The organism is Bradyrhizobium vignae, assembly GCF_900324035.1.
Classification (GTDB): Bacteria; Pseudomonadota; Alphaproteobacteria; order Rhizobiales; family Xanthobacteraceae; genus Bradyrhizobium; species Bradyrhizobium vignae.
Genome location: NZ_LS398110.1, coordinates 64,114 through 88,599 on the forward strand (window position 1 = coordinate 64,114; position 24,486 = coordinate 88,599).

The window sequence follows — 24,486 nt, forward strand, 5'->3', positions numbered from 1 at the left end:
CAACCCTCATGGTGATGAGGATCAACACCTGAACCAGCCCAACATTGTTCGCGACCAACGAGATGTGCTTCAATGGCATTGCGTTCAATGGGCTGGCTGGATTTGTCATGAGATCGATGCTTGCGGCAACACTGATGTTTGCGGCGGCCACGGCTGCGAACGCCCAGATGACGCCGCCACAGGTCCCCAGCACCAAGCCGAAAACGGTCCAGACCGTTCCGATTCGCCCGCCAACCGTTCAGACGGCATCGGAAACAGCCGATGCCATGGCACAGGCCGAGCGCCTGTCGCTGCAATCCGATCTCGCCTGGGTCGGCCAATATAACGGGGCCATCACCGGCGACGTCAGCGAGCGCATGGTCAACGCCATCAAGGAATACCAGAAGGCCAAGGGCGGCAAGCCGACCGGCGTGCTCAATCCGCAGGAGCGCGCGGCGCTCGCCGAGACCGCAAGGCGGAAACAAGACAGTGTCGGCTGGAAGATCGTGATGGAGCCGACCAGCGGTGCGCGGCTCGGCATCCCCGGTAAGCTTGTGCCGCAGCAGGCGAGCGACGCCAACGGCTCGAAATGGACCTCGCCGACCGGAACCGTGCAGGTGCTGCTCAGCCGCCGCAAGGAGGTGAACCCGACCACCGCGAAGATCGCGGAGGCCGAGAAGAAGGAGCCCGCCGGCCGCAAGGTCGATTACACCGTGGTGAAGCCTGACTTCTTCGTGCTGTCCGGGCTTCAGGGCCTCAAGAAATTCTACGTGCGCGGCACCTTCAAAGGCGATGAGGTCCGCATCATGACCGTCCTCTACGACCAGGCGATGGAGAACACGGTCGAGCCGGTTGTGATCGCGATGTCGAGCGCGTTCAACCCGTTTCCGTCCAGCCCGATGGCCGGACCGCCGCCGCGCAAGACTGTCGAATACGGCACCGGCATCGTCGTCAGCGACGACGGCGCGATCGTCACGGACCGCCTCGTCACCGATGGCTGCCTCGCGATCACGATCGGCGGTCATGGCAGCGCCGACCGCCTCGCTGAGGACAAGGAGCACGATCTCGCGCTGCTGCACATCTACGGCGCGCGCGGCCTGAGGCCGCTCAGCATCGCGAGCGGCGCGGCGAAGACGAATGTCGACGTGATCGGCATCACAGACCCACAGGGTCAGGGCGGTGCGGCCCGCGTGTCGAGCGTGAAGGCGGCGCTGGCGCCTGTGACAGCGAGCGACTCCGCGCTGTCGCCTCCACCGTCGGCGGGTTTTTCCGGCAGCCCGGCCATCGATGCCGACGGCAAGTTCGCCGGCATTGCGCTGCTGAAGCCGGCAATGGTTGCAGGACCTGCAACGTCGGTGCCGGCCTCGCAGGCGGTGATGGTCTCCGCGGAGACGGTGCGCGATTTCCTGAAGGCGAATGGCATCACTGCGAATGGCTCATCGATGGATGCGAAAGCCGCTGTCGTGCGCGTGATCTGCGTGCGGAAGTAGGCTCGCCAACAACTACGCGCTATCGTGTCCCGGACGCGGTGCGGCGTGAAACGCCGCGCCGCTGAGCCGGGACCCATGTCACCAACAGTCGCACTTGGGGCTTTCCGGGCCCCGGCTCTGCAGCGCATCGCTATGTGCTGCGCTTCGTCCGGGGCACGGTTGCGCATCCATCCCACGTGCGACTACGGGTCCGGTAATGGTACGGACCCCGATCCGCGGCCAGCGCATCGATGACGCCGCCAACACCCTCGCCGAGGGCACTGGATCGAGACCCGGCTCGAGCTCGAAGCTCCGAACGATGCCCTGATCGATCAGGTGATGTCGCCCGCGCATGACATGCTGAACGTCGCCGCCGAGCTTGCGGCGGACGAGACCACGACACTGGCAGCCGGCCGGATTGCTTCGCTTCGCGGTTCCAGACGTTCCATCCACTCGTCATTGGCGGGCGCGGTGCTGTCGTCGCCCTCACCAAGCCTCACGGCCTCTCGGCAACAAGCCTGATGGTCACTTCTGACATTTCGGACACCAGAAGGTCGACCGACCATTCTGCGTGAACCGCTTGATCGTGCCGCCACAGCGCGGCGTGGTGCATGTCTCGCCTTCGCGGTCGTAGACCTTGAACGAGTGCTGGAAATAACCGAGTTCGCCCGAGGTCTGGCGGTGATCGCGCAAGCTGGAGCCGCCAGCCCTGATCGCATCGTTCAGCACGGTGTGGATCGCGCCGACCAATCGCTTGGCATGATCGGTCGGCTCGCCCTTCTTGGTCGATAGCGTCGCGGCGATCCGGCGCGGCGACAGATGCGAGCGGTGCAGCGCCTCGCAGACATAGATGTTGCCGAGTCCCGCCACCACGCGCTGGTCGAGCAGCGCGGCCTTCAGGCTCGTGGTCTTGCCTTCGCAGGAGCGCGCCAGCATCGCGGCATCGAATTCGTTGCCGAGCGGCTCGGGTCCGAGCCCGCGCAGCAGCGGTTCTTCCTCGAGCGCGTTGCGCGCAATCACTTTCATGTAACCGAAACGGCGCGGATCGTTGAACACGATGTCGGCGCCCGAGGACATCCGAAACAGCACATGATCGTGCGCGGAATCCTTGGCCTTCGGATGGTGAAACGCGCCAGGCTGCACGTCGTTGTCCGGCTTGATGACACGGAACGAACCCGACATGCCGAGATGCATCAGCAGCACGTCGCCCGAGGCGAGATCGGCCATGAGATATTTTGCACGGCGGCCGAGGCCCGTGACAACCTGCCCCTTGAGCCGGGCCACGAAGTCCGGCTGGAACGGAAAGCGCAAATCCGGCCGGCGGGCCTCCGCATTGAGGATTTTTGCACCCTCCATGACGGGCTGAAGGCCGCGGCGGACGGTCTCGACTTCGGGCAATTCGGGCATCGTCGGGCATTCACCTTATGAGGGCGGTGTGATAGCGCCATTGCGGCGGCCGCGCTATGGTCCGCCATGCGGAGTAGAGTAATGGATCGGCCGGGCGAAACCACGCATTTTGGCTTCAGGGACGTTCCCCTCGGGGACAAGCAGACGCTGGTGAACGACGTGTTTCACAGCGTGGCGTCGCGTTATGATTTGATGAATGACCTGATGTCCGGAGGTCTGCACCGGGTCTGGAAGGACATCATGATCACCGCGCTCGACCCGCCGAGGGGCGACCGGCCGTTCGCGCTGCTCGATGTCGCCGGTGGCACCGGCGACATCTCCTTCCGCGCCGCCAGGGCGGCCGGTCCCGGCTTCCATGCCACGGTCTGCGACATCAACACCGATATGCTGGCTGTGGGCCGCGAACGCGCCGCCAAGCAGCATCTCGAGACCCAGGTCGATTTCGTCGAAGGCAATGCCGAATCGCTTGGCTTCGCCGACCGCAGCTTCGATGCCTATACGATCGCTTTCGGCATTCGCAACGTGCCGCGAATCGACCTTGCACTGCGCGAGGCCTATCGCGTGCTCAGGCCCGGCAGCCGCTTCCTGTGCCTGGAATTCTCCACCGTCGAGATGCCGGGGCTCGACAAGCTCTATGACTTGTTCTCGTTCAAGGTGATCCCGCCGCTCGGCCGCATGGTCACGGGCGACGCCGAGTCCTACCAATACCTCGTCGAATCGATCCGCAAGTTTTCCAAGCCTGCCGTCTTCGCCGACATGATCCGCGAGGCCGGCTTTTCCCGCGTCAGCTGGCAGACACTCTCCGGCGGCATCGTCGCACTGCATTCGGGCTGGCGTTTGTGATCTCTGCCATCACCCACATTGCGCGCCTGATCCGCGCCGCGTTCGTCTTTGCGCGCGAGGGCGTGTTCGGCTCGGTCGATCCGAGCCTGGTGCCGCCACCGGGCCAGCTTGCGCTGAAGCTCGCGCGCCTCGTCGAACGGCGCAGCGCCAAGCACGGTCCGCGGATCTCTCGCGCGCTGACGCGAATGGGCCCGGCCTATCTCAAGCTCGGGCAATTCCTGGCGACGCGCCCCGACGTGGTCGGCGTCGTCATGGCGCGCGATCTCGAAAGTCTCCAGGATCGCCTGCCGCCGTTCTCGCAAGCCGAAGCCGAAGCGGCGATCACGACGTCACTGGAACGACCGCTGAGCGACGTATTCGCGAGCTTCGGCCCGCCGGTCGCGGCCGCCTCGATCGCGCAGGTGCATCGCGGCGAGGTGTTGCGCGACGGCATCCGCAAGCCGGTCGCGATCAAGGTGCTCCGGCCCAATGTCGCCGCACGTTTCCGCCGCGATCTCTCCGACTTCTTCTTCGTCGCGCACAAGGCCGAAGCCTATTCGGCCGAGGCGCGGCGCCTGCGTCTGATCGAAGTCATCAACACCATGTCGCGCTCGGTCGCGATGGAGATGGACCTGCGACTGGAAGCAGCGGCGCTATCCGAGATGGCCGAGAACACGCAGGGCGATCCTGATTTCCGCGTGCCGGCCGTCGACTGGGATCGCACCACGCACAACGTGCTGACCATGGAGTGGATCGACGGCATCGCGCTGAACGATCACAAGGGCCTCGCAGAGGCCCAGGTCGATTTGCCAGATCTCGGCCGCAAGGTGATCCAGAGTTTTCTGCGCCATGCACTGCGCGACGGCTTCTTCCACGCCGACATGCATCCGGGCAATCTGTTCCTGGATGATACCGGCCGTCTCGTCGCGGTCGATTTCGGCATCATGGGCCGGCTCGGCATGAAGGAGCGGCGCTTCCTGGCCGAGATCCTGCTCGGCTTCATCACCCGCGACTACCGCCGCGTCGCCGAGGTGCATTTCGAGGCGGGCTATGTGCCCGCGCACCATTCGGTCGAGAATTTCGCCCAAGCCATCCGTGCCATCGGCGAGCCCATTCACAACCGTACCGCCGAGGAGATCTCGATGGCGCGGCTGCTGACCCTGCTGCTCGAGGTCACCGGCCTGTTCGACATGAGGACGCGGCCCGAGCTGATCCTGCTGCAGAAGACCATGGTGGTGGTCGAGGGCGTGGCGCGCGGCTTCGATCCCAAGCTCGACATCTGGAAGATCGCCGACCCCGTGGTGCGCGAATGGATCGAGCGCAATCTCGGACCCCTAGGCCGGGTACAGGGCGCACTTGCCGGAACCGGCGACATCGCGCGCGTGCTGATGCGCCTGCCGGAGATCGCGGAGCGATCGGTGAAGGTCCTCGAGCAGCTCGAGACCATGACGCGGGAGGGCATAGGCCTGTCGCCGGAGAGCATCGCGGCCATGGGGCGCAGCGAGGGCCGCAAGAACCGCTGGCGCACCGTGGCGCTCTGGATCATCGCCGCGACCTTTATCGGGATCCTGGTTGCCGTCCGGAATCTTTGATTGCACTGCAATCACGTGAATGATAGCATCGCTATCATTTCGTGCTGGAGAGCGTCATGGCAAGCCTGACCATCCGCAAGCTCGACGACGCCGTCAAAACCTATTTGCGGCTGCGCTCGGCCAGGAACCGCAGGTCGGTCGAGGAAGAGGTCCGGGTCATCCTGAGGGAGCTGATCGAGGGCCGCGAGGAGCCGCTGACGCCGTTTTCGGCGCCGCCCGCTCCATCCACCGCCCCGACGCCCCAGCGCACCGGTGCCCTCCCTGAGGCCAGCGTCACCCTGATCATCGGCGGCGGGATCGCGGCCTATAAGTCGCTCGACCTGATCAGAAGACTCAAGGAGCGCCGCATCGAGGTCCGCTGCGTGCTGACCAAGGCGGCACAGCAATTCGTGACGCCGCTGGCGGTGAGCGCACTCTCCCATGAGCGCGTCTATACCGACCTGTTCGACCCGCAGAGCGAGTTCGACGCCGGCCACATTCGCCTGGCGCGCGACTGCGACCTGATCGTGGTGGCGCCGGCGACGGCCGACCTGTTGGCGAAGATGGCGAACGGCCATGCCGACGATCTCGCCAGCGCCGTCCTGCTCGCCACCAATCGAAAAATCCTGCTGGCGCCGGCGATGAATCCGCTGATGTGGAGCAATGCGGCGACGCGGCGCAACGTCGCGCAGCTCCAGCGCGACGGCGTGGTGCTGATCGGCCCGAACTCGGGTGAGATGGCCGAAGCCGGCGAAGCCGGTGTCGGTCGTATGTCGGAAGCCATCGAGATCGCCAACGCCGCCGAACGGCTGCTGCGACCGCCCATGCCGAAGCCGCTCGCCGGCAAGCGCGTGCTGATCACCGCAGGCCCCACGCACGAGCCGATCGATCCGGTGCGCTACATCGCCAATCGTTCCTCCGGCAAGCAGGGCTTTGCCATTGCCGCCGCCGCACAGGCCGCGGGCGCTGACGTGATTCTGGTGAGCGGCCCGGTCGATCTCGACGATCCCGCTGGTGTCACCGTCAAGCATGTGGAATCCGCGCGACAAATGCTGGAGCAGGTGCAGGCCGCGCTGCCCGCCGACGTCGCGATCTTCGCCGCTGCGGTCGCCGACTGGCGCGTCGCCAATGAGGGCGAGCAGAAGCTGAAGAAGACCGCGGCCGGCATGCCACAGCTTCAACTGGTCGAGAACCCCGACATTCTCGCCACGATCTCGAAGCTGACCGACAAGCGCCCGCCGCTGGTGATCGGCTTTGCCGCCGAGACCGAGCATCTCATCGAGAACGCCAAGGCAAAATTCGCACGCAAGGGCTGCGACTGGATCGTCGCCAACGACGTCTCGCCCGCCACCGGCGTGATGGGCGGCGACCGCAACACGGTCCACCTCCTCAGCCGCAAGAACGGCGCGAAGGATGGCGAGATTGCAGTTGATTCCTGGCCGGTGATGACCAAGGAACAGGTCGCCATCGAACTGGTCGCGCACATCGCCAGAAGCGTGACCGATAAATCCCGGGAGCCGGCATCTTGAGCACGAAGGTCACCGTCGAACTGCAACGCCTCGCCCATGCTGACGGCCTGGCGCTGCCGGCCTATCAGACCAGCGAGGCCGCCGGCCTCGACCTGATGGCAGCCGTTCCGGACAGCGAGCCGTTGACGCTCGCACCTAGCCAATATGCGCTGGTGCCGACGGGCCTGGCGATCGCCCTGCCGCCCGGCTACGAGGCGCAGGTGCGGCCGCGCTCCGGGCTGGCGGCCAAGCACGGCGTCACCGTGTTGAACTCGCCGGGAACCATCGACGCCGACTACCGCGGCGAGATCAAGGTGATCCTCATCAATCACGGCGCGGCGCCCTTCGTGATCAAGCGCGGCGAACGCATCGCCCAGATGGTGATCGCGCCCGTGGTGCAGGCCGCCCTGGTTCCGGTGGCCACCTTGTCGGTGACCGATCGCGGCGCCGGCGGCTTTGGTTCCACCGGCCGTTAGCGTCTTACCTCTCTCGTTTACAAGCGGGGGAGGGAACGCCCCCGCTCGCGTGGCGATCTCGCCCAAATCTTCATTGCCGCTAACATACGACAGCTCCTGCCGAATCACCCGAAGAATTACGTGACTCCAGAACCGCGTGCCCCCGGCATTTTTGTGGGGCCGCTTTGCGTTCACGATCTGGACTCTTACCGGTGGAGTCGCGGTGAGGGTATTGTCTCTTGATTCGCGCGCGACGGGGGTCGCCGCGCGTAGATTCGTGCGGTCTTGGGGCAACTATGTCAGGCGTGATCGTGTCGATGCGTCGGACGCTGCTGTCGTGCACATCGCTGGCGCGCAACGGCTTGATAGGAGGCGCTTTCGCAGCGCTGCTGCCGGCTGCGCCGGCCAAGGCCGCCGATCTCGTCGACACCCTCTCCATCATGCTGGATTTCAACCGGCAGGAACTCGCGGTGCTCGCCACCGCGCTGGCTTTGCTCGGTTTCTCCGTGGTCGCCGCGATCCTGCTGATGCGCACGCGGGTGCGCACGGCGAACAACGAGGCGCAGCTGCGCACCCGGATCGGTGAACTGCAACTCCAGGCCGACCGCTTCGGCGCGCTGCTGTTCGCCGAGCCGCAGATCCTGATCTCCTGGCCCGCCGGCGACAATCGCGCCCAGATTTCCGGCGACATCTCGATGGTGCTGCCGCGCGACGCCTCGCCGCAGCGCGTGCTGGCGTTCGGAACCTGGCTGCCGCCGGAACCCGCGCTGCAGATGGACCATGCGGTCGATGCGCTGCGCGACCGCGGCGACGGGTTCCAGCTGACGCTGACAACGGCGCACGGCCACACGCTGGAGGCTATCGGTCGTGCCATCGGCGGCCAGGCCATTGTCCGGATTCGTGAACTTTCCGGACTGCGGCGTGAACTGGCCGAAACCAATCTGCGTTACAACGCGCTCTGCTACGAGACCGAGATGCTGCGCGGCTTTGCCGCCGCCGCACCCTGGCCGATCTGGGCCAAGGGCGCGAACGGCGCGCTGACCTACGCCAATCCGGCCTATGTCCGGGCCACCGAGGCGACCAGCGTCACCGATGCCCAGGAGCGCAAGCTCGAGCTGCTCGACAGCGCCGACCGCAGTGCGATGGAGCGGGGGCTGAAGGACACGGCCAATTTCACGTCGCGGCTGCCGATCGTGATCGGCGGCGAGCGGCGCATCTACGACGTGCGGGCCGTCAATGTCGGCAGCGGCAGCGTCGGCGTCGCCATCGATGCCAGCGAGGCGGATGCGCTGAGCGCGGCGCTGGTGCGCATGGCGGAGGCGCATCGCCGCACGCTGGACCAGCTCTCCTCCGGCGTCGCCGTGTTCGACGGCCACCGGCGCCTTGCCTTCTACAACGATTCCTACCGGCGGCTGTGGGACCTCGACCGCAACTTCCTCGACGCCAATCCCGACGATTCCAGCATACTCGACCAGCTCCGCGCCGCGCGCAAATTGCCGGAGCAGCCGGACTTCCGCGCCTGGAAAGCCAAGCTGCACGAAGCCTATCGCGCGGTCGAAACCGCCAAGGACACCTGGTTCCTGCCTGACGGCCGCGCGCTCTCGGTCGTCACCACGCCGAACCCGGAAGGTGGCGTCACCTATCTGTTCGACGACGTCACCGAGAGCCTCGACCTCGCCCGCCGCTTCGACGGCCTGATCCGGGTCCAGCGCGAGACGCTGGACAGCCTCGCCGAGGGCGTCGCGGTGTTCGGCAGCAACGGCAAGGCGCAGCTATTCAATCCGGCCTTCGTCCGGATGTGGAAGCTGTCGAGCGACGCCATGCGCGACGAACCGCATATCCAGACGGTGGAAGGCTGGTGCCATCAGCTGTTCGACGACCCCGCGGTCTGGCGCCAGATCCGCGAGGCCATCACCTCGATCGAGAACCGCGCCGATGTGCCGCTGAAGCTGGAGCGCAAGGACGGCAGCGTGCTCGATGGCATGATCCGGCCGCTGCCCGACGGCGCCACCATGCTGACGTTCCAGGACATTACCGATACCGAGAATGTCGAGCGCGCGCTGCGCGAGCGTAACGAGGCGCTGGAAGCCGCCGACCAGATGAAGGTGGATTTCGTCCACCACGTCTCCTACGAGCTGCGCTCGCCGCTCACCACCATCATCGGCTTCGCGCATTTCCTCAGCGATCCCTCGACCGGGCCGCTGACGCCGAAACAGGCCGAGTATCTCGACTACGTCACAAAGTCGACCAACGCACTGCTCGCGCTCACCAATAACATCCTGGATCTCGCCACCATCGACGCCGGCGCGATGAAGCTGGAACTCGGGCAAGTCGATGTCAGCAAGGCCATCGAGCTCGCCGCCGAGGGCATCCAGGACCGGCTCGCCACCGACCGCATCCGCCTCAAGGTCGAGATCGCGCCCGATGTCGGCAGCTTCATCGGCGACGAGAAGCGCGTGGTGCAGGTGCTCTATAACCTCCTCGCCAACGCCGTCGGGTTTTCTCCACAGGATTCCACCGTCGGAATCAGCGCCCGGCGCACCGAACGCAGCGTGGTCTTCACTGTGACAGATTCCGGACCTGGAATACCTGCCGACATGAAGGACAAGGTGTTCAACTGGTTCGAAAGCCGCTCGCAGGGCTCGCGTCACCGCGGCGCCGGGCTCGGCCTGTCGCTGGTGCGCTCCTTCGTCGAGCTGCATGGCGGCAAGGTGCGGGTGGATTCGATCGTCGGCCGGGGCACGGTCGTGATCTGCGACTTCCCGACCGACCAGGCGGCGCACCGCGACGCCGCAGAATGACAGCGCCCACCACATTCTCCGTCGCGCTTCACAACGAGACGGCCACTGCCCAGCTGATGGCCGATCTCGCGCTGCTGGTCGGACCCGGCGATGTCATCACCCTCACCGGCGATCTCGGCGCCGGCAAGACGGCTGCCGCACGCGCGCTGATCCGCTACCTCGCTGGCGACGAGGCGCTGGAAGTGCCGAGCCCGACCTTCACCCTGGTGCAGGGCTACGAGCTGCCGCCCTTCCCGGTGCTGCATGCCGACCTCTACCGCGTCGAGGACGAGAGCGAGCTAGAGGAGATCGGGCTGTCGCCGCTGCCGGACGCCACGCTGGTTCTGATCGAATGGCCGGAGCGTGCGCCGTCGGCCATGCCCGCGGATCGGATCGACATCGCGCTGACGCACCGGCCGGCACTGGGCTCGAATGCGCGCGCCGCCGACATCACCGGTCATGGCAAGTGCGCCGCGCAGGTCGCGCGGCTGAAGGCGCTGCGCGAATTCCTCGACGCATCCGGCTATATCGACGCGACGCGACGGCGTATGAATGGCGACGCCTCGACGCGTTCCTATGCCCGGCTGCTGCGCGACGACGAGATCGTCATCCTCATGAATTTTCCGCAGCGGCCCGACGGCGCGGCCCTCTACAATGGAAAATCTTACAGTGCCGCCGTGCACCTCGCCGAAAATGTAAGGCCGTTCGTCGCGATCGACGAAGGCCTGCGCGCGCAGGGAATCTCCGCGCCCGCGATCCATCATTCCGATCTGGACCACGGCTTCCTGATCACCGAAGACTTCGGCGGCGAAGGCGTGATCGAAGGCGATCCGCCGCGCCCGATCGCCGAGCGCTACGAGGCCGCCACCGATGTGCTGGCGATGCTGCACGGCAGAGCCTTGCCGGAGACGCTGCCGCTGGACGGGCAGACCTACGAGATCCCCCTTTTCGACATCGAGGCGCTGCTGACCGAGATCGGATTGATGCCGGAATGGTATCTGCCTGACCGCAACGCGCCGCTGAGCGAAGCAGCGCGCACCGAGTTTTTCGCGATGTGGCGCGAGCTGCTGAAGAAGCCGCTGGCGGCGCCGCGGACGTGGATCATCCGCGACTATCACTCGCCGAACCTGATCTGGCTCGGCAATCGCAGCGGTATCGAACGTGTCGGCGTGATCGATTTCCAGGACACCGTGCTCGGTCCGCAATCCTACGACGTGGTGTCGCTGCTGCAGGATGCCCGCATCGACGTGCCGGAGACGCTCGAGCTGACGCTGCTGTCGCGCTACATCAAATCGCGGCGCGCGCAGGACACCAGCTTCGACGCCGCCGGCTTCGCCGAGCTCTATGCAATCATGTCGGCGCAGCGGAATACGCGCCTGCTCGGCACCTTCGCCCGGCTCAACCGCCGCGACGGCAAGCCGCATTATCTGCGCCATCAGCCGCGGATTTGGACCTATCTCCAGCGCTCGCTGGCACATCCCGCGCTCGGCGCTTTGCGCGACTGGTATCTCGCCAACGTGCCGCCGCCCCAACGCCCGCCACAAGCCTGATCCGGGCTCGATTTACCGCCTGTTAGCCAAAACTCCGCTATTCTGGCGGAGAGACAGCCGGATAAATACGGGGCTGGAGCGAGGCAGATGGCGGCGAAAGCGGATCAGCGCGTCAACAACCGGGTTGTTTTCGAACGCGGGATTCCGGCCCAGATGATGGGAATCGACGGCACCTGGCGGCGCGAGTGCACCATGGAGGACGTCTCCGAGACCGGCGCCAAGCTGACCATCGACGGTTCGGTCGAGGGCCTGCACCTGAAGGAATTCTTTCTCCTGCTGTCGTCCACCGGCTTGGCGTACCGGCGCTGCGAACTCGCCTGGGTCAATGGCGACCAGATCGGCGTCAATTTCCTCAAGCTCGGCGACAAAAAGAAAAAGGTCCGTTCCGCGACCGTTGGGGCGTAACGGCAACACCCGTCGTACAACCGTCACGGCGAGTGGTTAAGGCGGTTCAGATGCGGTGCGGCTGATCGAACCTCGTGCTAGGATTTGCTGCGAACGCGAGAGGTCTGAGAAAGCGAAGGATGTCCGTCAAACCGACCAAAGCCATGGTGCTCGCTGCGGGCTTCGGCCTGCGCATGCGTCCGCTGACGGACAAGATGCCGAAGCCGATGGTGCCGGTGGCGGGCCAGCCGCTGCTCGACCACGTGCTCGACAAGGTCGGTCAGGCCGGCGTGACCGAAGCAGTGGTCAACGTGCACTATCTGCCGGACCAGATCATCAACCACACCGCATCACGTCAATCTCCGCGCGTGATCATCTCCGACGAGCGCGACCAGGTGCTCGGCACCGGCGGCGGCGTGGTCAAGGCGCTGCCGCTGCTCGGCGACGCGCCGTTCTTCCACGTCAATTCCGACACGCTGTGGATCGATGGCGTGCGCTCCAATCTGACGCGGCTGGCTGAAAATTTCGACCCGGCGCGCATGGATATCCTGCTGCTGATGGCGCCGACCGCGACCAGCATTGGCTATAGCGGCCGCGGCGATTACGGCATGCTGCCCGACGGCGCCCTGCGCAAGCGCAAGGAAAAAGAGGTCGTTCCGTTCGTCTATGCCGGCGCGGCGATCATGTCGCCGTCGATCTTCGCCGATGCCCCCAAGGGCGAGTTCTCGCTGACCAAAATGTTCGACCGCGCCAACGAGCAGGAGCGGCTGTTCGGCCTTCGCCTCGACGGCGTCTGGATGCATGTCGGCACACCCGATGCCGTGCATGCGGCGGAAGAGGCGTTCCTGGAGAGCGTGGCGTAGGTCCGCTCTCGTGTCCCGGGCGCGGTGCGGCACAAGGTGCCCCTCCGCAGAGCCGGGACCCAGTCCATCCTCACTTGCGGAACGAAGTAATCTGGGCCCCGGCTCAACAGCGCATCACTACGTGCTGCGCTGCGTCCGGGCCACGAGAGCGGATGTGTAGCAAACAGCGGGGAAAGACCTCATTTGCACCCATGACCGTTCGAGTCCGCCTGCCTATATTGCCCCGATTCCCGAATCAGGCAGCCCATGCGCGTTTTCAGCGTTCCCATCTCAGTTCCGTTCCTGCGCACGGTCGTCACCGCCCTGCTCGACGGCCGGCTGGTCGAGGGGTTCGAGGCGCGCAAGGAACCGGCGCGGCTGGCCGACGCCACGCTCTATCTGCCGACGAGGCGCGCCATGCGCGTCGTGCGCGAGATCTTCCTCGACGAGATGAAGGCAGATGCCGTGATGCTGCCGCGCATCGTCGCGCTCGGCGACATCGATGAGGACGAGCTCGCTTTCGCCGACGAGGACGAGCAGTTCTCGACCGCCGCCCCGCTCGACATTCCACCGCGGCTCGGCGAGCTGGAGCGGCGGCTGACGCTGGCGCAGCTCGTCGCGGCCTGGGCCAAGGGCCCGGTGCTGGCGCCGCTGGTGGTCGGCGGCCCCGCCTCGACGCTGGCACTTGCCGGCGACCTCGCGCGCCTGATCGATGACATGGTGACGCGCGGCGTCGACTGGAGCGCGCTCGACGCTCTGGTGCCTGACAACCTCGATCGCTATTGGCAGCACTCGCTCGAATTCCTGCGCATCGCGCGCATCGCCTGGCCCAATCATCTCGCCGAGATCAACCGCATCGAGCCCGCGGCGCGGCGCGATCTCCTGATCGCTGCGGAAGCGAGGCGCTTGACCACGCATCCGAACGGGCCGGTGATCGCGGCCGGCTCGACCGGCTCGATGCCGGCCACCGCAAAGTTCCTGCACGCGGTCGCCGCGCTGCCGCATGGTGCGGTGGTGCTGCCGGGCCTCGACACCGATCTCGACGACGACGCCTGGCGCAGCATCGGCGGCGTGCGCGATTCGCTCGGCAAGTTCGCCGAGCATCCGGCCTCGAACCATCCGCAATATGCCATGCACGCCCTGCTGCAGCGCTTGGGCATCAAGCGCAGCGATGTCGAGATTCTTCAGCCGCCGGCGGAAGGCGGCCGCGACCTGCTCGCGTCGGAGTCGATGCGGCCGTCGGCCAAGACGGAAGTCTGGCACGACCGGCTGAAGCAGCCCGAAGTCGCCGCAAAGATCGCGGGCGGCATGAGAAATCTCGCAGTCGTCGAGGCTCCCAATCCCGAGATGGAAGCCCTCGCGATCGCGATTGCGATGCGTGAGGCGCGGCATCTCGACAAATCCGCGGCGCTGGTGACGCCGGATCGCGCTTTGGCGCGGCGGGTGATGGCGGCGCTGACGCGATGGGATCTCGCCTTCGACGATTCCGGCGGCGACGTCTTGATGGAAACCTCGGCCGGCGTTTTTGCGCGCCTTGCCGCAGAGGCCGCGACCAAGGGCCTGGAGCCGCCGACATTGCTCGCGATGCTGAAGCATCCGCTGTGCCGGCTCGGCCGTGCGCCCGGCGCGTGGAGAGCGGCGATCGAAGGCCTGGAGCTGGCGGTGCTGCGCGGCACGCGCCCACCGCCGGGCACAGCCGGCCTCTTGCGCGAGTTCAACCGCTTTCGCGACGAGCTGGCAAAGCTGTGGCGCAGCGAGCTCTCCGCGCTCCACAAGGCCGAGCCCCGAGCACGTCTCAGGGCCGAGGATCTCGATCGCATCCAGGCGCTGATCAGTGCTTTGCAGAAGGCACTGGCGCCGATCGAGAGCCTTCCGACGTCGAAGCCATATGATTTCGCCGAGCTCGCGCACCGGCATCGCGAGATCATGATCGAGCTGTCGCGCGACGAGCTGGGCATTCCGCTCGCCTTCGAGGAGCGCGAAGGCCTCGCGCTCGCCAGCGTCCTCGACGATCTCCTGCGCGGCGGCACGACCAGCGGATTGATGGTGCCGCTGCCTGACTATCCAGACGTGTTCCAGACCGCCTTCGGTGACCGCGCGGTACGTCGTCGCGACAGGCCGGGCGCACGCTTGCAGATCTACGGCCCGCTGGAATCGCGCCTGATGCAGGCCGACCGCATCATCATCGGCGGCCTGATCGAAGGCGTCTGGCCGCCGGCGCCGCGCATCGATCCCTGGCTCAGCCGGCCGATGCGGCACGAGCTCGGGCTCGATCTGCCGGAGCGCCGCATCGGCCTTTCCGCACATGACTTCGCGCAGCTGCTCGGCGGCGACGAGGTGATCCTCACCCATTCGGCGAAGGCCGGCGGCGCGCCGGCGGTGGCCTCGCGCTTCCTGCATCGATTGGAAGCGGTTGCCGGCGACGAGCTCTGGAAGGCGGCCGTTCGCGCCGGCGAGAAATACGTGCAGTTCGCAGGCGCGCTGGACCAGCCCGACGAAGTCAGGCCGATCAAGCAGCCCGAGCCGCGCCCGCCGCGCGCGACGCGGCCGCTGAAAATGTCCGTGACCGCGATCGAGGACTGGCTGCGCGATCCCTACACGATCTACGCCAAATACATTTTGCGGCTCGATGCGCTCGACCCCGTCGACATGCCGCTGTCGGCCGCCGACCGCGGCTCGGCGATCCACGAGGCAATCGGCGAATTCACGGAAACCTATGCTACGCGCCTGCCCGACGATCCCGCGCGCGTGCTGCGCGCGATTGGCGAGAAGCATTTTGCGCCGCTGATGGAGCGGCCCGAGGCCCGCGCGTTGTGGTGGCCGCGCTTTCAGCGCATCGCGCGCTGGTTCGGCGAATGGGAGACGGCACGGCGCGATGCAATCGAGGCGATCGTCGCGGAGACCCATGGCGAGATCTCGATCATGCTTGATCATCAGCGCAACTTCCGTCTCTCCGCGCGCGCCGACCGCATCGAGCGGCGCCAGGGCGGCAGCTACGCCATCCTCGACTACAAGACCGGCCAGCCGCCGACCGGCAAGCAGGTCCGCATGGGCCTGTCGCCGCAGCTCACGCTGGAAGCCGCGATCCTGCGCGAGGGCGGTTTTCCCGATATCGATGCCGGCTCCTCCGTGAGCCAGCTCGTCTATGTCCGGCTCAGCGGCAACAATCCGCCGGGCGAGGAGCGTATCCTAGAGCTCAAGTATAAGCAGGGCGACGAGCCGCAGCCGCCGGATGCCGCAGCCGCGGAGGCGCGCGCCAAGCTGGAAGCGCTGATCCGGGCCTTCGAGGACGAGAACCAGCCCTACACCTCGCTGAACCTGCCGATGTGGGCGAACCGCTACGGCACTTATGACGACCTCGCCCGGATCAAGGAATGGTCCGCGGCCGGCGGCCTGGGAATCGAGGAATGGTGAAGCTGCCACGTCCCATCCCCGACGAGGTGCGCGCGCGGCAGGCGCGTGCGTCCGATCCGACCGCGTCGGCCTTCGTGTCGGCCAATGCCGGCTCGGGCAAGACCCACGTGCTGGTGCAGCGCGTGATCCGCCTGCTGCTGTCGGGCGTGCCGCCGGAGAAGATTCTCTGCATCACCTTCACCAAGGCCGCCGCCGCCAACATGGCTGAGCGCGTGTTCACCACGCTCGGGCACTGGGTGACGCTGGATGATCATGCGCTCAAGAAGGCGATTGTCGCTGTCGGCATCCCGCACCCCAGCGCGAAGCTGTGCCGCGAAGCGCGAAAACTGTTCGCCTGTGCGCTGGAGACGCCGGGCGGGCTGAAGGTGCAGACCATCCACGCGCTGTGCACGCGCCTGCTCCAGCAGTTCCCGTTCGAGGCCAACGTGCCGGCGCGCTTTGCCGTGCTCGATGAGCGCGACCAGACCGACATGATGGAGCGCGCCAATCTGAAGGTGCTGCTGGACGCCGCGCGAGATCCTGACAGCGTCACCGGCTGCGCGCTGCTGACGGCGATGGCGAGCGCCGCCGATGTCACCTTCAAGGAGGTCGTGCGCGAGGCGTGTCTCAGCCGTGATCATTTCATGGCCTGGACCGACGAGGCCGGCAACGCGGAAGCCGCCGCGGCGCAGATGGCTGCGGTGCTGGGCGTTGACGTCAGCGACCGCATCGAGGACGTCGAGACCGACATTCTGGATGGCCCGTTCCTGCCGCGCTCGCGCTGGGACGAGATCGCATTCGCGCTGGAGGATGGCAGCAAATCCGACAATGACCAGGCTGGCCGGCTCCGCGAGGCGAAGGTGTTTTCCGGCAGCGCCCAGGTCGACGCCTATCTCTGCGTCTTCCTCACCGACGACAAGCTGCCGCGCAAGGCGGTGCTGACCAAGAAGTTTTGCGACCAGAATCCGTCCGTCGCCCGCCTGTTCGAGGCCGAGGCGCAGCGGCTCGGTGGGTTGATCGAAAAGCGTCGCGCCGTGACGATTCGCGACCGCACCGCGGCCCTGCTGCAGATCGCGACCGCCGCTGCCGCGAACTACCGGCGCGAGAAGCAGGAGCGCGGGCTGCTCGATTATGATGATCTGATCGACAAGACGCTCGCGATGCTGGATCGCGTCGCCTCAGGCTGGGTGCATTACAAGCTCGACCGCGGCGTCGATCACGTGCTGATCGACGAGGCGCAAGATACCAGCCCTCGGCAATGGGACATCGTCGCGCACATCATCTCCGAATTCACCGCCGGCGAAGGCGCGCGCGAAGGGCTGAGCCGCACCATCTTCGCCGTCGGCGACGAGAAGCAATCGATCTTCTCGTTCCAGGGCGCGGCTCCGCACGAGTTCGACGCACGCCGGCGCGAGTTGCACCGCAAGTTCACCGCGGCCGGGCTGAAGTTCGATCCGGTCGCCTTCACCTATTCGTTCCGTTCGGGCGCGACGATCCTGCATTCTGTCGATCACGTCTTCCGTGACCCCGCGATCTACAAGAGCATTCATTCGGTCGAGATCGGCCATCCCCTGCACAACGCGCTCGCCGATGCCGGTCCGAGCGTGATCGAGTTGTGGGATCTCGCTGAAGCCGACGACAGGCAAGACATCGAAGGCTGGCGCGCGCCGTTCGACGGCGTCGCCGTCACCAGCCCCGAGGTCAAGCTTGCGCGCCGCATCCAGGCCGAGATCAAGCGGCTGGTCGAGAGCGGCACGCTGACGGGGCACGAGGGTGAACGTCGCCCCCTGCGTTATGGAGACATGCTGATCCTGGTGCGCCGGCGCGGCAACGCGTTCGACGCCGTGATCCAGGCGCTGAAGCACGCCGGCATTCCGGTCGCCGGCGCCGACCGGCTCAAGCTCACCGAGCACATCGCCATTATCGATCTGATGAACCTTGCGGATGCGCTGCTGCTGCCGCAGGACGATCTCGCGCTGGCGGTGGCGCTGAAGAGTCCGCTATTCGGGCTCGATGACGACGATTTGTTCCAGCTTGCCTGGGACCGCAAGGGATCCTTGCGCCGCGCGCTCGGCGAGCATGCAGGCACAAGCGGTAAGTTCGCCGCCGCGCTGCGGCGCCTTGAAGCCTGCGAGATTCGTGCGCGCGAGGAGACGCCGTTCGCCTTCTACGCCTGGCTGTTAGGGGGCGACGGGGGCCGTGCCCGCATCCTGCGCCGGCTAGGCCATGAAGCCAATGACGCGCTCGACGAATTCCTGGAGCTGGCGCTGAACTACGAGCGCAAGGCGCCGGCCTCGCTGCAGGGCTTCATGGCCTGGCTGCGCTCGGCCGACACCGAGGTGAAGCGCGATATGGAGATCTCGCGCGACGAGGTGCGCGTGATGACCGTGCACGGGGCCAAGGGCCTAGAGGCGTCCGTCGTGTTCATGGTCGACACCACGTCGTCGCCGGCGGACTCGCAGCGGCTGCGGCTGATCCAGGTGCCGCGCGGCAACGGCGGCGAGGTCGTGGTCTGGGCCGGCCGCAAGGCAGACGATCCCAAGCCTGTCGCCGAGGCGCGCAAAACCATGATCGAGGAGACAGAGGACGAGTACCGCCGCCTGCTCTATGTCGCGATGACACGCGCGGCGGACCGGCTGATCGTCGGCGGCTGCATGCCCGGCAACATGAAGACGGTGCGCAAGCTGAGCTGGTACGACCTCATCGGCACCGGGCTCGCCGGCTCAGGCCTCGACAAGCAGGTGATCGAGACGCCGCTCGGCAAGGTCACCCGCTTCGCTCGGCCGGAGGATGTCGCGGCTCTGGGCACGCCCGCGACGTCGGTGCAGCAGACCATCGCGTTGCCGGACTGGCTGCGAACACCGGCTCCGCGCGAGACCATCGACGACGATCCCGTGCGACCATCGGGCCAGTCAGCCGAAGAGGGCCGCAGCGTACGATCAGGCGAATCAATCCAGTCGCGCGCGCTGGCGCTGCAGCGCGGCACGCTGGTGCACCGTCTGCTGCAATCCCTGCCCGACATCGCCATTGAGCGCCGGCGCGAGGCCGCGCTCGGTTTCATGGCGCGCAACGCCTCGGACTGGCCGGAGGCCGACCGCACCGCACTGGCCGACAAGGTGCTCACCTTGATCGCTGACCCGCGTTTCGGCCCGGTGTTTGCCGCCGGCAGCCGGGCGGAGGTCGCCATCGCCGGCCGGCTGGAGCGGCCGGGCCGCACCCCGGCCCTGGTGTCGGGGCAGATCGATCGGCTGGTCGTGGGCCCCGATGAGGTCCTGATCGTCGATTTCAAGACCAACCAGGCGGCTCCCAAGAGCGCGGCTGAGGCGCCCGCCGCCTATGTCCGCCAGCTTGCGCTTTACCGGGCGGTGCTGACGCGGCTTTATCCCCAAAAGCCCATCCGCGCCGTGCTGCTCTGGACCGAGGTCCTTGAATATATGGAGATTTCGGCCCCCGCGCTGGACGCGGCGCTGGCATCCATCATCTCGGTGTGAGCATCCTTGACCCGGCAAGGAGCCGTTCATAGGTTGACCGCATGATCCCGGCCGCGATTCCAGGTCGCGCCGATTCTCTTTCAACCGAGTGAGGTATTCCCAATGGCCGTTAGCAAGGTTTCCGACGCCGATTTCGAAACCGAAGTGCTCAAGGCGAACGGCCCCGTGGTCGTCGATTTCTGGGCCGAATGGTGCGGCCCCTGCCGCATGATCGCGCCCGCTCTCGACGAGATCGCCGGTGCGATGGGCGACAAGGTCAAGATCGTGAAGCTCAACGTCGACGAGAGCCCGAAGACCGCGTCGAAGTACGGTGTGATGTCGATCCCGACCCTGATGATCTTCAAGGGTGGCGAAATGGCCTCGCGTCAGGTCGGCGCCGCGCCGAAGGCGAAGCTGCAGCAGTGGATCACCTCCGCGGTCTGATCCGCGCTGCATCCATTTATTTTCGACAACGGCCGGCGAAATGCCGGCCGTTTGCGTTGATGGGACATGTTCCGCGTATGACGAGTCCCGCCCTTGCCAGCCTCTCCCCGAAAGCGCGATCGAAGATCGTCCCCTCTCGTTGCGATGGAGGCGCGCTCGGTCGACGAGATCCCGCGCGGCAAGCACTGGCAATACGAACCCAAGTGGGACGGCTTCCGCTGCCTGCTGTCGCGCGACGGCAGCAGCGTCGATCTGCGCTCGAAGTCTGGTGAGGATCTTGCGCGCTATTTTCCTGAGATCGTTGCCGCTGCGCTGAAGTTGAAAGCAGATCGCTTCACGCTCGACGGCGAGATCGTCGTGCCGCACCGAAAGAGCTTTTCCTTCGACGCGCTCCTGCAGCGCATTCATCCGGCTGCGAGCCGCGTGAAGAAGCTCTCGGAAGAAACACCGGCGCTCTATCTTGTGTTCGATTTGCTCGCGACGTCCCGGCAGAAAGATCTGGCCAAGAGGACGCTGCACGAGCGCCGGCCGGCGCTGGAGACGTTTGCGAAAGCCAACCTCGAGGGCAGCATCTTCCGGCTCTCACCGGCAACGGCCAGCTACGCCACGGCCAAAAAATGGTTGGCGCAATCCGGCGGCGGCTCGGACGGCGTCATCGCCAAGCGCATCGACCTGCCCTACCAGGCCGGCACGCGCGATGGCATGCAGAAGATCAAGAAATTCCGCAGCGCCGATTGCGTGGTCGGCGGCTTCCGCTATGCCACCAACAAGATGGCCGGCCGGAAAGTCGTCGGCTCGCTGCTGCTCGGTCTCTACGACGACAAGGGTCTTCTGCACCATGTCGGCTTCACCTCCGCGATCAAGGCTGAGGAGAAGCCAGCCTTGACCGGCCGGCTCGAAGCATTGATTGGCGAGCCGGGCTTCACCGGCAATGCGCCGGGCGGACCGAGCCGCTGGTCGACCGAGCGCTCGGCCAAATGGTGCCCGCTGAAGCCGAAGCTGGTGATCGAGGTCTGCTACGACCATTTCAGCGGCGAGCGTTTTCGCCACGGCACCTCGATCCTGCGCTGGCGCCCGGACAAGGCGCCGAGGCAATGCACATTTGAACAGCTGAAGCAGAAGGCGGCCGAGCCGATGAAGCTGCTCGGGTGAGGTTCGCTCTCGCGTCCCGCCAGCGCGCAAGCGATGCACCGCAGAGCCGGGACACGAGGCATGACTACGCAATCCATCCCGTCGCGAGCGCGTTCGCCAGTTCAGGCTGCCCATTACGACGGGCCAGCGCCGCCATGGCCTCGTGATCATACGCGATGTGGCGGAACGTGACCTGCCAAACACCGCTCACAAACTCGAGGATCGCATAACGCGCGTGCGGCGTGCCGGCTTCGACGACATGCGGGAATGGATGCTTATCGCGAAAACCAGGACTGCCGACGCTGCCGGGATTGACGATCAGCCGGCCATCGCGCAAGCGCACGGCACGGGCGAGATGGGTGTGGGCGCAGAGAATCAGCGATTGCGTGATGTCTTCCGCGAATTGCTCGATCCGGTCAGGCTGCGACAGCGCCACCGCGCCGTCCGCATGCACGGTGTCGAGCCAGTACACCTCGTCGCTGCCGGGCGTCGCGTGGCAGAGGAAGACCCTGTCTCGGAACACGCGCGTCATCGGTTGCACGCGCAGCCAGTCGAGTTGTGCGGCGTTGAGCTGCGCATGAGCCGGGCGATCCCACGAGCCCATCTTCTCGGGTGGGCGGTCGAGCAGATAGCGGTCGTGATTGCCGCGCACGTGCACGGCGTCGAGCGTCATCAGGATCTCGATGGTTCGGCGCGCATCGAGCGGACCGCTCAGCATGTCGCCGAGATTGACGATGTCTGTGATCCCCAGCGCGCGGATATCGGCAAGGACAGATTCCAGCGCGAGGTAGTTTCCGTGGATATCGGCAATCGCGGCGAAACGCATCGTTGTGCTCCCCACTCTCGTGCCCCGGACCGAGCGCAGCGCGCAGTGGTGCTGCTGAGCCGGGCCCATGCTACGGCCTTCTGAGTCCCGGATCAGCGCTCCGCCATGGACAACGCTACGCGTTGCCAAGAGCTGCGCTTGTCCGGGACACGGAAACTCATGCAGGAGGCGTGCCGTTGATCGCCAGCACGTGGCCGGCGAGATACAGCGAGCCCGTGATCAGGATGCGCGGCGGCACCTCGTAGGCGAGTTTCGCCAAGGCGCGCAGGGCGGCCTCGATGCAGGGCGCGGGCTCGACGCGCATGCCGAGGCTGCGCGCGGCATCCGCAAGGCGGTCGACCGGCATCGCGTTTTCGATATCGGGAATCGGCACTGCGATGATGTGCCGGGTGAGGCCGGCGAAGTTGGCGAGAAAGCCTTGCGCGTCCTTGTTGGCCATCATGCCCGCGATCACGACCAGCGGCCGCGACACGCGCTCCTCGAGATCGCCGAGCGCGGCGGCCGCAACGCGCCCGCCTTCGGCATTGTGGCCGCCGTCGAGCCAGATCTCCGAGCCCTGCGGACCCCAGGACTGCAGCTCACCCGAGGTGAGGCGCTGCATCCGCGCCGGCCATTCGGCGCCGACGATGCCGGCCTCGAACGCGGCGTGAGGGATCTTGAAGGTCGGAATCGCGCGCAGAGTCGCGATCGCGAGCCCGGCGTTGGCGAATTGGTGGCGGCCGAACAGGCGCGGCGCCGGCAGATCCATCAAGCCGCGATCGTCGGAAAAGACCAGTCGCCCGCGCTCGACATTGACGTGCCAGCTCTCGTTTGCGGCAAACAGCGGCGCACGCATGCGCCTCGCCTGCGCTTCGATCACGGCCATCGCCTCCGGCATCTGCTCGGCGCAAGTCACGGGCACGCCGCGCTTGATGATCGCGGCCTTCTCGCCGGCAATCGACGCCAACGTATCGCCGAGAAAATCCACGTGATCCATGCTGACCGGCGTGATCACGCAGGCCGCCGGCACATCGATCACGTTGGTCGAATCGAGCCGGCCGCCGAGGCCGACTTCGAGCAGCACCACGTCGGCCGGATTCTGCGCGAACAGCACGAAAGCGGCGGCGGTCTTCAGCTCGAAGACGGTCGCGGCCTCGCCGGCATTGACGCGCTCGACCTCTTCCAGTGCAGCGCGCAGTTCGTCGTCACCGGCGAGCACGCCGCCGCCCACGCGGCCGAGCCGGAAGCATTCGTTGATGCGGACGAGATAGGGAGAGGTGTAGGCGTGAACCCGCAAGCCCGCAGCTTCCAGCGTCGCGCGCAGATAAGCGAGCGTCGAGCCCTTGCCGTTGGTGCCGGCGATATGGATCACCGGCGGCAGCTTGCGTTCGGGATGACCGAGCCGTTCGAGCAGGCGGTGCATCCGCTCCAGCCCGAGATCGATGCGCTTCTGATGCAGGGCCGACAGCCGCCCGATCAATTCACCGAGCGGTGTCTTTGCAGTGTCAGGGGAGGCGTTCACGCGTGCGGCGCGGCCGGCGCCGTCTCGGCGGCCGATACGATCTGCGCCGGACTCGTCACCGGCTGCGCCGGCTTCGAAGCGCCTTCCTGCGCCGGCGCCTTGGTCAGCAGGCGGCAGAGCCGGGCGAGCGTCGGGCGCAGCTCGTGACGGTGCACGACCATGTCGACCATGCCGTGCTCCTTGAGGTACTCGGCGCGCTGGAAACCCTCGGGCAGCTTCTCGCGGATGGTCTGCTCGATCACGCGCGCGCCGGCAAAGCCGATCAGCGCGCCGGGCTCGGCGATCTGCACATCGCCCAGCATCGCGTAGGACGCGGTGACACCGCCGGTCGTGGGATTGGTCAGGACGACGATGTAGGGCAGTTTCGCCTCGCGCAGCATCTGCACCGCCACGGTGGTGCGCGGCATCTGCATCAGCGAGAGGATACCCTCCTGCATGCGCGCGCCGCCCGATGCGGCGAACACGATGAACGGCGACTTCTTCTCGACAGCGAGCTCCATGCCGCGCACGATGGCTTCGCCCGCGGCCATGCCGAGCGAGCCGCCCATGAAGTCGAAATCCTGCACGGCAACGACGACGGCAGCGCCCTCGAGCTTGCCGTAGCCGACCTTGACCGCGTCATTCAGATTGGTCCGCGCCCGCGCGTCCTTGATACGATCGGCATATTTCTTCTCGTCGCGGAACTTGAGCGGGTCGGGCGTGACCTCGGGCAACGCGACATCGAACCAGGTCTCGTTGTCGAAGATCGACTTCAACCGGGCCACCGCGCCCATGCGCATGTGGTAGTTCGAGCCGGGAATGACGAACTGATTGGCCTCGACGTCCTTGTAGAACACGAGCTGCCCGGAATCCGGGCACTTGATCCAAAGATTCTCCGGCGTCTCCCGCCGCAGCATGTTGCGGATCTTCGGCCGGACCACGTTGGTAAGCCAGTTCATGGTTTGCTCCGATGTG

General features: G+C 66.2%; 16 protein-coding genes and 1 pseudogene. 13 read left to right on the top strand and 4 right to left on the bottom strand.

Annotated features, from left to right (window positions below; translation table 11 throughout):
- The first annotated feature begins 107 nt into the window (after positions 1 to 107).
- Positions 108 to 1,469 carry a serine protease gene (locus BRAD3257_RS00295; protein ID WP_162500043.1) on the top strand — a complete coding sequence of 454 codons (1,362 nt, stop codon included), beginning with the start codon at positions 108 to 110 and terminating at the stop codon, positions 1,467 to 1,469.
- Positions 1,470 to 1,973: 504 nt separating this feature from the next.
- On the opposite strand, the gene mutM is transcribed toward BRAD3257_RS00295, so the two are convergent.
- A complete protein-coding gene (mutM, locus tag BRAD3257_RS00305; protein ID WP_122400151.1) occupies positions 1,974 to 2,855 on the bottom strand; it encodes a bifunctional DNA-formamidopyrimidine glycosylase/DNA-(apurinic or apyrimidinic site) lyase in 882 nt (293 codons plus the stop codon).
- Positions 2,856 to 2,936: 81 nt separating this feature from the next.
- On the opposite strand from mutM, the gene ubiE reads away from it, so the two are divergent.
- The 12 genes and pseudogenes from ubiE (at position 2,937) to BRAD3257_RS00365 (ending at position 21,226) form a co-directional block, all read left to right on the top strand.
- Positions 2,937 to 3,698: a bifunctional demethylmenaquinone methyltransferase/2-methoxy-6-polyprenyl-1,4-benzoquinol methylase UbiE gene (ubiE, locus tag BRAD3257_RS00310; RefSeq protein ID WP_122400152.1), complete on the top strand. Its 762-nt coding sequence runs from the start codon at positions 2,937 to 2,939 to the stop codon at positions 3,696 to 3,698.
- Complete coding sequence (gene ubiB, locus BRAD3257_RS00315) at positions 3,695 to 5,269, top strand: 2-polyprenylphenol 6-hydroxylase (RefSeq protein ID WP_122400153.1); 1,575 nt, start codon at positions 3,695 to 3,697, stop codon at positions 5,267 to 5,269. The genes ubiE and ubiB overlap by 4 nt, the downstream gene beginning before the upstream one ends.
- A gap of 56 nt (positions 5,270 to 5,325) precedes the next feature.
- Positions 5,326 to 6,777, top strand: a complete 1,452-nt coding sequence (gene coaBC, locus BRAD3257_RS00320; protein ID WP_122400154.1) for a bifunctional phosphopantothenoylcysteine decarboxylase/phosphopantothenate--cysteine ligase CoaBC — start codon at positions 5,326 to 5,328, stop codon at positions 6,775 to 6,777.
- Positions 6,774 to 7,232 (top strand): dUTP diphosphatase, encoded by a 459-nt coding sequence (dut, locus tag BRAD3257_RS00325; RefSeq protein ID WP_122400155.1) that lies wholly within the window; start codon positions 6,774 to 6,776, stop codon positions 7,230 to 7,232. The genes coaBC and dut overlap by 4 nt, the downstream gene beginning before the upstream one ends.
- Positions 7,233 to 7,507: 275 nt before the next feature.
- Entirely contained in the window at positions 7,508 to 10,012 is a 2,505-nt protein-coding gene (locus tag BRAD3257_RS00330) for a sensor histidine kinase (RefSeq protein ID WP_122400156.1), read from the top strand.
- Positions 10,009 to 11,541 (top strand): tRNA (adenosine(37)-N6)-threonylcarbamoyltransferase complex ATPase subunit type 1 TsaE, encoded by a 1,533-nt coding sequence (gene tsaE / locus BRAD3257_RS00335; RefSeq protein ID WP_122400157.1) that lies wholly within the window; start codon positions 10,009 to 10,011, stop codon positions 11,539 to 11,541. The genes BRAD3257_RS00330 and tsaE overlap by 4 nt, the downstream gene beginning before the upstream one ends.
- Before the next feature lie 87 nt (positions 11,542 to 11,628).
- Positions 11,629 to 11,946 carry a PilZ domain-containing protein gene (locus BRAD3257_RS00340; protein WP_122400158.1) on the top strand — a complete coding sequence of 106 codons (318 nt, stop codon included), beginning with the start codon at positions 11,629 to 11,631 and terminating at the stop codon, positions 11,944 to 11,946.
- A 119-nt stretch (positions 11,947 to 12,065) separates the two neighbouring features.
- Positions 12,066 to 12,788 carry a nucleotidyltransferase family protein gene (locus BRAD3257_RS00345; protein WP_122400159.1) on the top strand — a complete coding sequence of 241 codons (723 nt, stop codon included), beginning with the start codon at positions 12,066 to 12,068 and terminating at the stop codon, positions 12,786 to 12,788.
- Between the two features lie 246 nt (positions 12,789 to 13,034).
- Positions 13,035 to 16,181: a double-strand break repair protein AddB gene (gene addB, locus BRAD3257_RS00350; RefSeq protein ID WP_122400160.1), complete on the top strand. Its 3,147-nt coding sequence runs from the start codon at positions 13,035 to 13,037 to the stop codon at positions 16,179 to 16,181.
- Positions 16,175 to 19,683 (top strand): annotated as a pseudogene (addA, locus tag BRAD3257_RS00355) (double-strand break repair helicase AddA). The gene addB and the pseudogene addA overlap by 7 nt, the downstream one beginning before the upstream one ends.
- A gap of 70 nt (positions 19,684 to 19,753) precedes the next feature.
- Positions 19,754 to 20,074: a thioredoxin gene (trxA, locus tag BRAD3257_RS00360; protein ID WP_074121876.1), complete on the top strand. Its 321-nt coding sequence runs from the start codon at positions 19,754 to 19,756 to the stop codon at positions 20,072 to 20,074.
- A gap of 144 nt (positions 20,075 to 20,218) precedes the next feature.
- Positions 20,219 to 21,226 (top strand): ATP-dependent DNA ligase, encoded by a 1,008-nt coding sequence (locus BRAD3257_RS00365; protein WP_122400161.1) that lies wholly within the window; start codon positions 20,219 to 20,221, stop codon positions 21,224 to 21,226.
- Between the two features lie 64 nt (positions 21,227 to 21,290).
- Here BRAD3257_RS00365 and BRAD3257_RS00370 read toward each other — a convergent pair whose 3' ends face one another.
- The 3 genes from BRAD3257_RS00370 to accD form a co-directional block, all read right to left on the bottom strand.
- Complete coding sequence (locus BRAD3257_RS00370; RefSeq protein WP_122400162.1) at positions 21,291 to 22,031, bottom strand: metallophosphoesterase family protein; 741 nt, start codon at positions 22,029 to 22,031, stop codon at positions 21,291 to 21,293.
- Positions 22,032 to 22,188: 157 nt separating this feature from the next.
- On the bottom strand, positions 22,189 to 23,532 hold the full coding sequence (locus BRAD3257_RS00375) for a bifunctional folylpolyglutamate synthase/dihydrofolate synthase (protein WP_122400163.1): 1,344 nt from the start codon (positions 23,530 to 23,532) through the stop codon (positions 22,189 to 22,191).
- Positions 23,529 to 24,470, bottom strand: a complete 942-nt coding sequence (accD, locus tag BRAD3257_RS00380; RefSeq protein ID WP_122400164.1) for an acetyl-CoA carboxylase, carboxyltransferase subunit beta — start codon at positions 24,468 to 24,470, stop codon at positions 23,529 to 23,531. The genes BRAD3257_RS00375 and accD overlap by 4 nt, the downstream gene beginning before the upstream one ends.
- Positions 24,471 to 24,486: the final 16 nt, after the last annotated feature.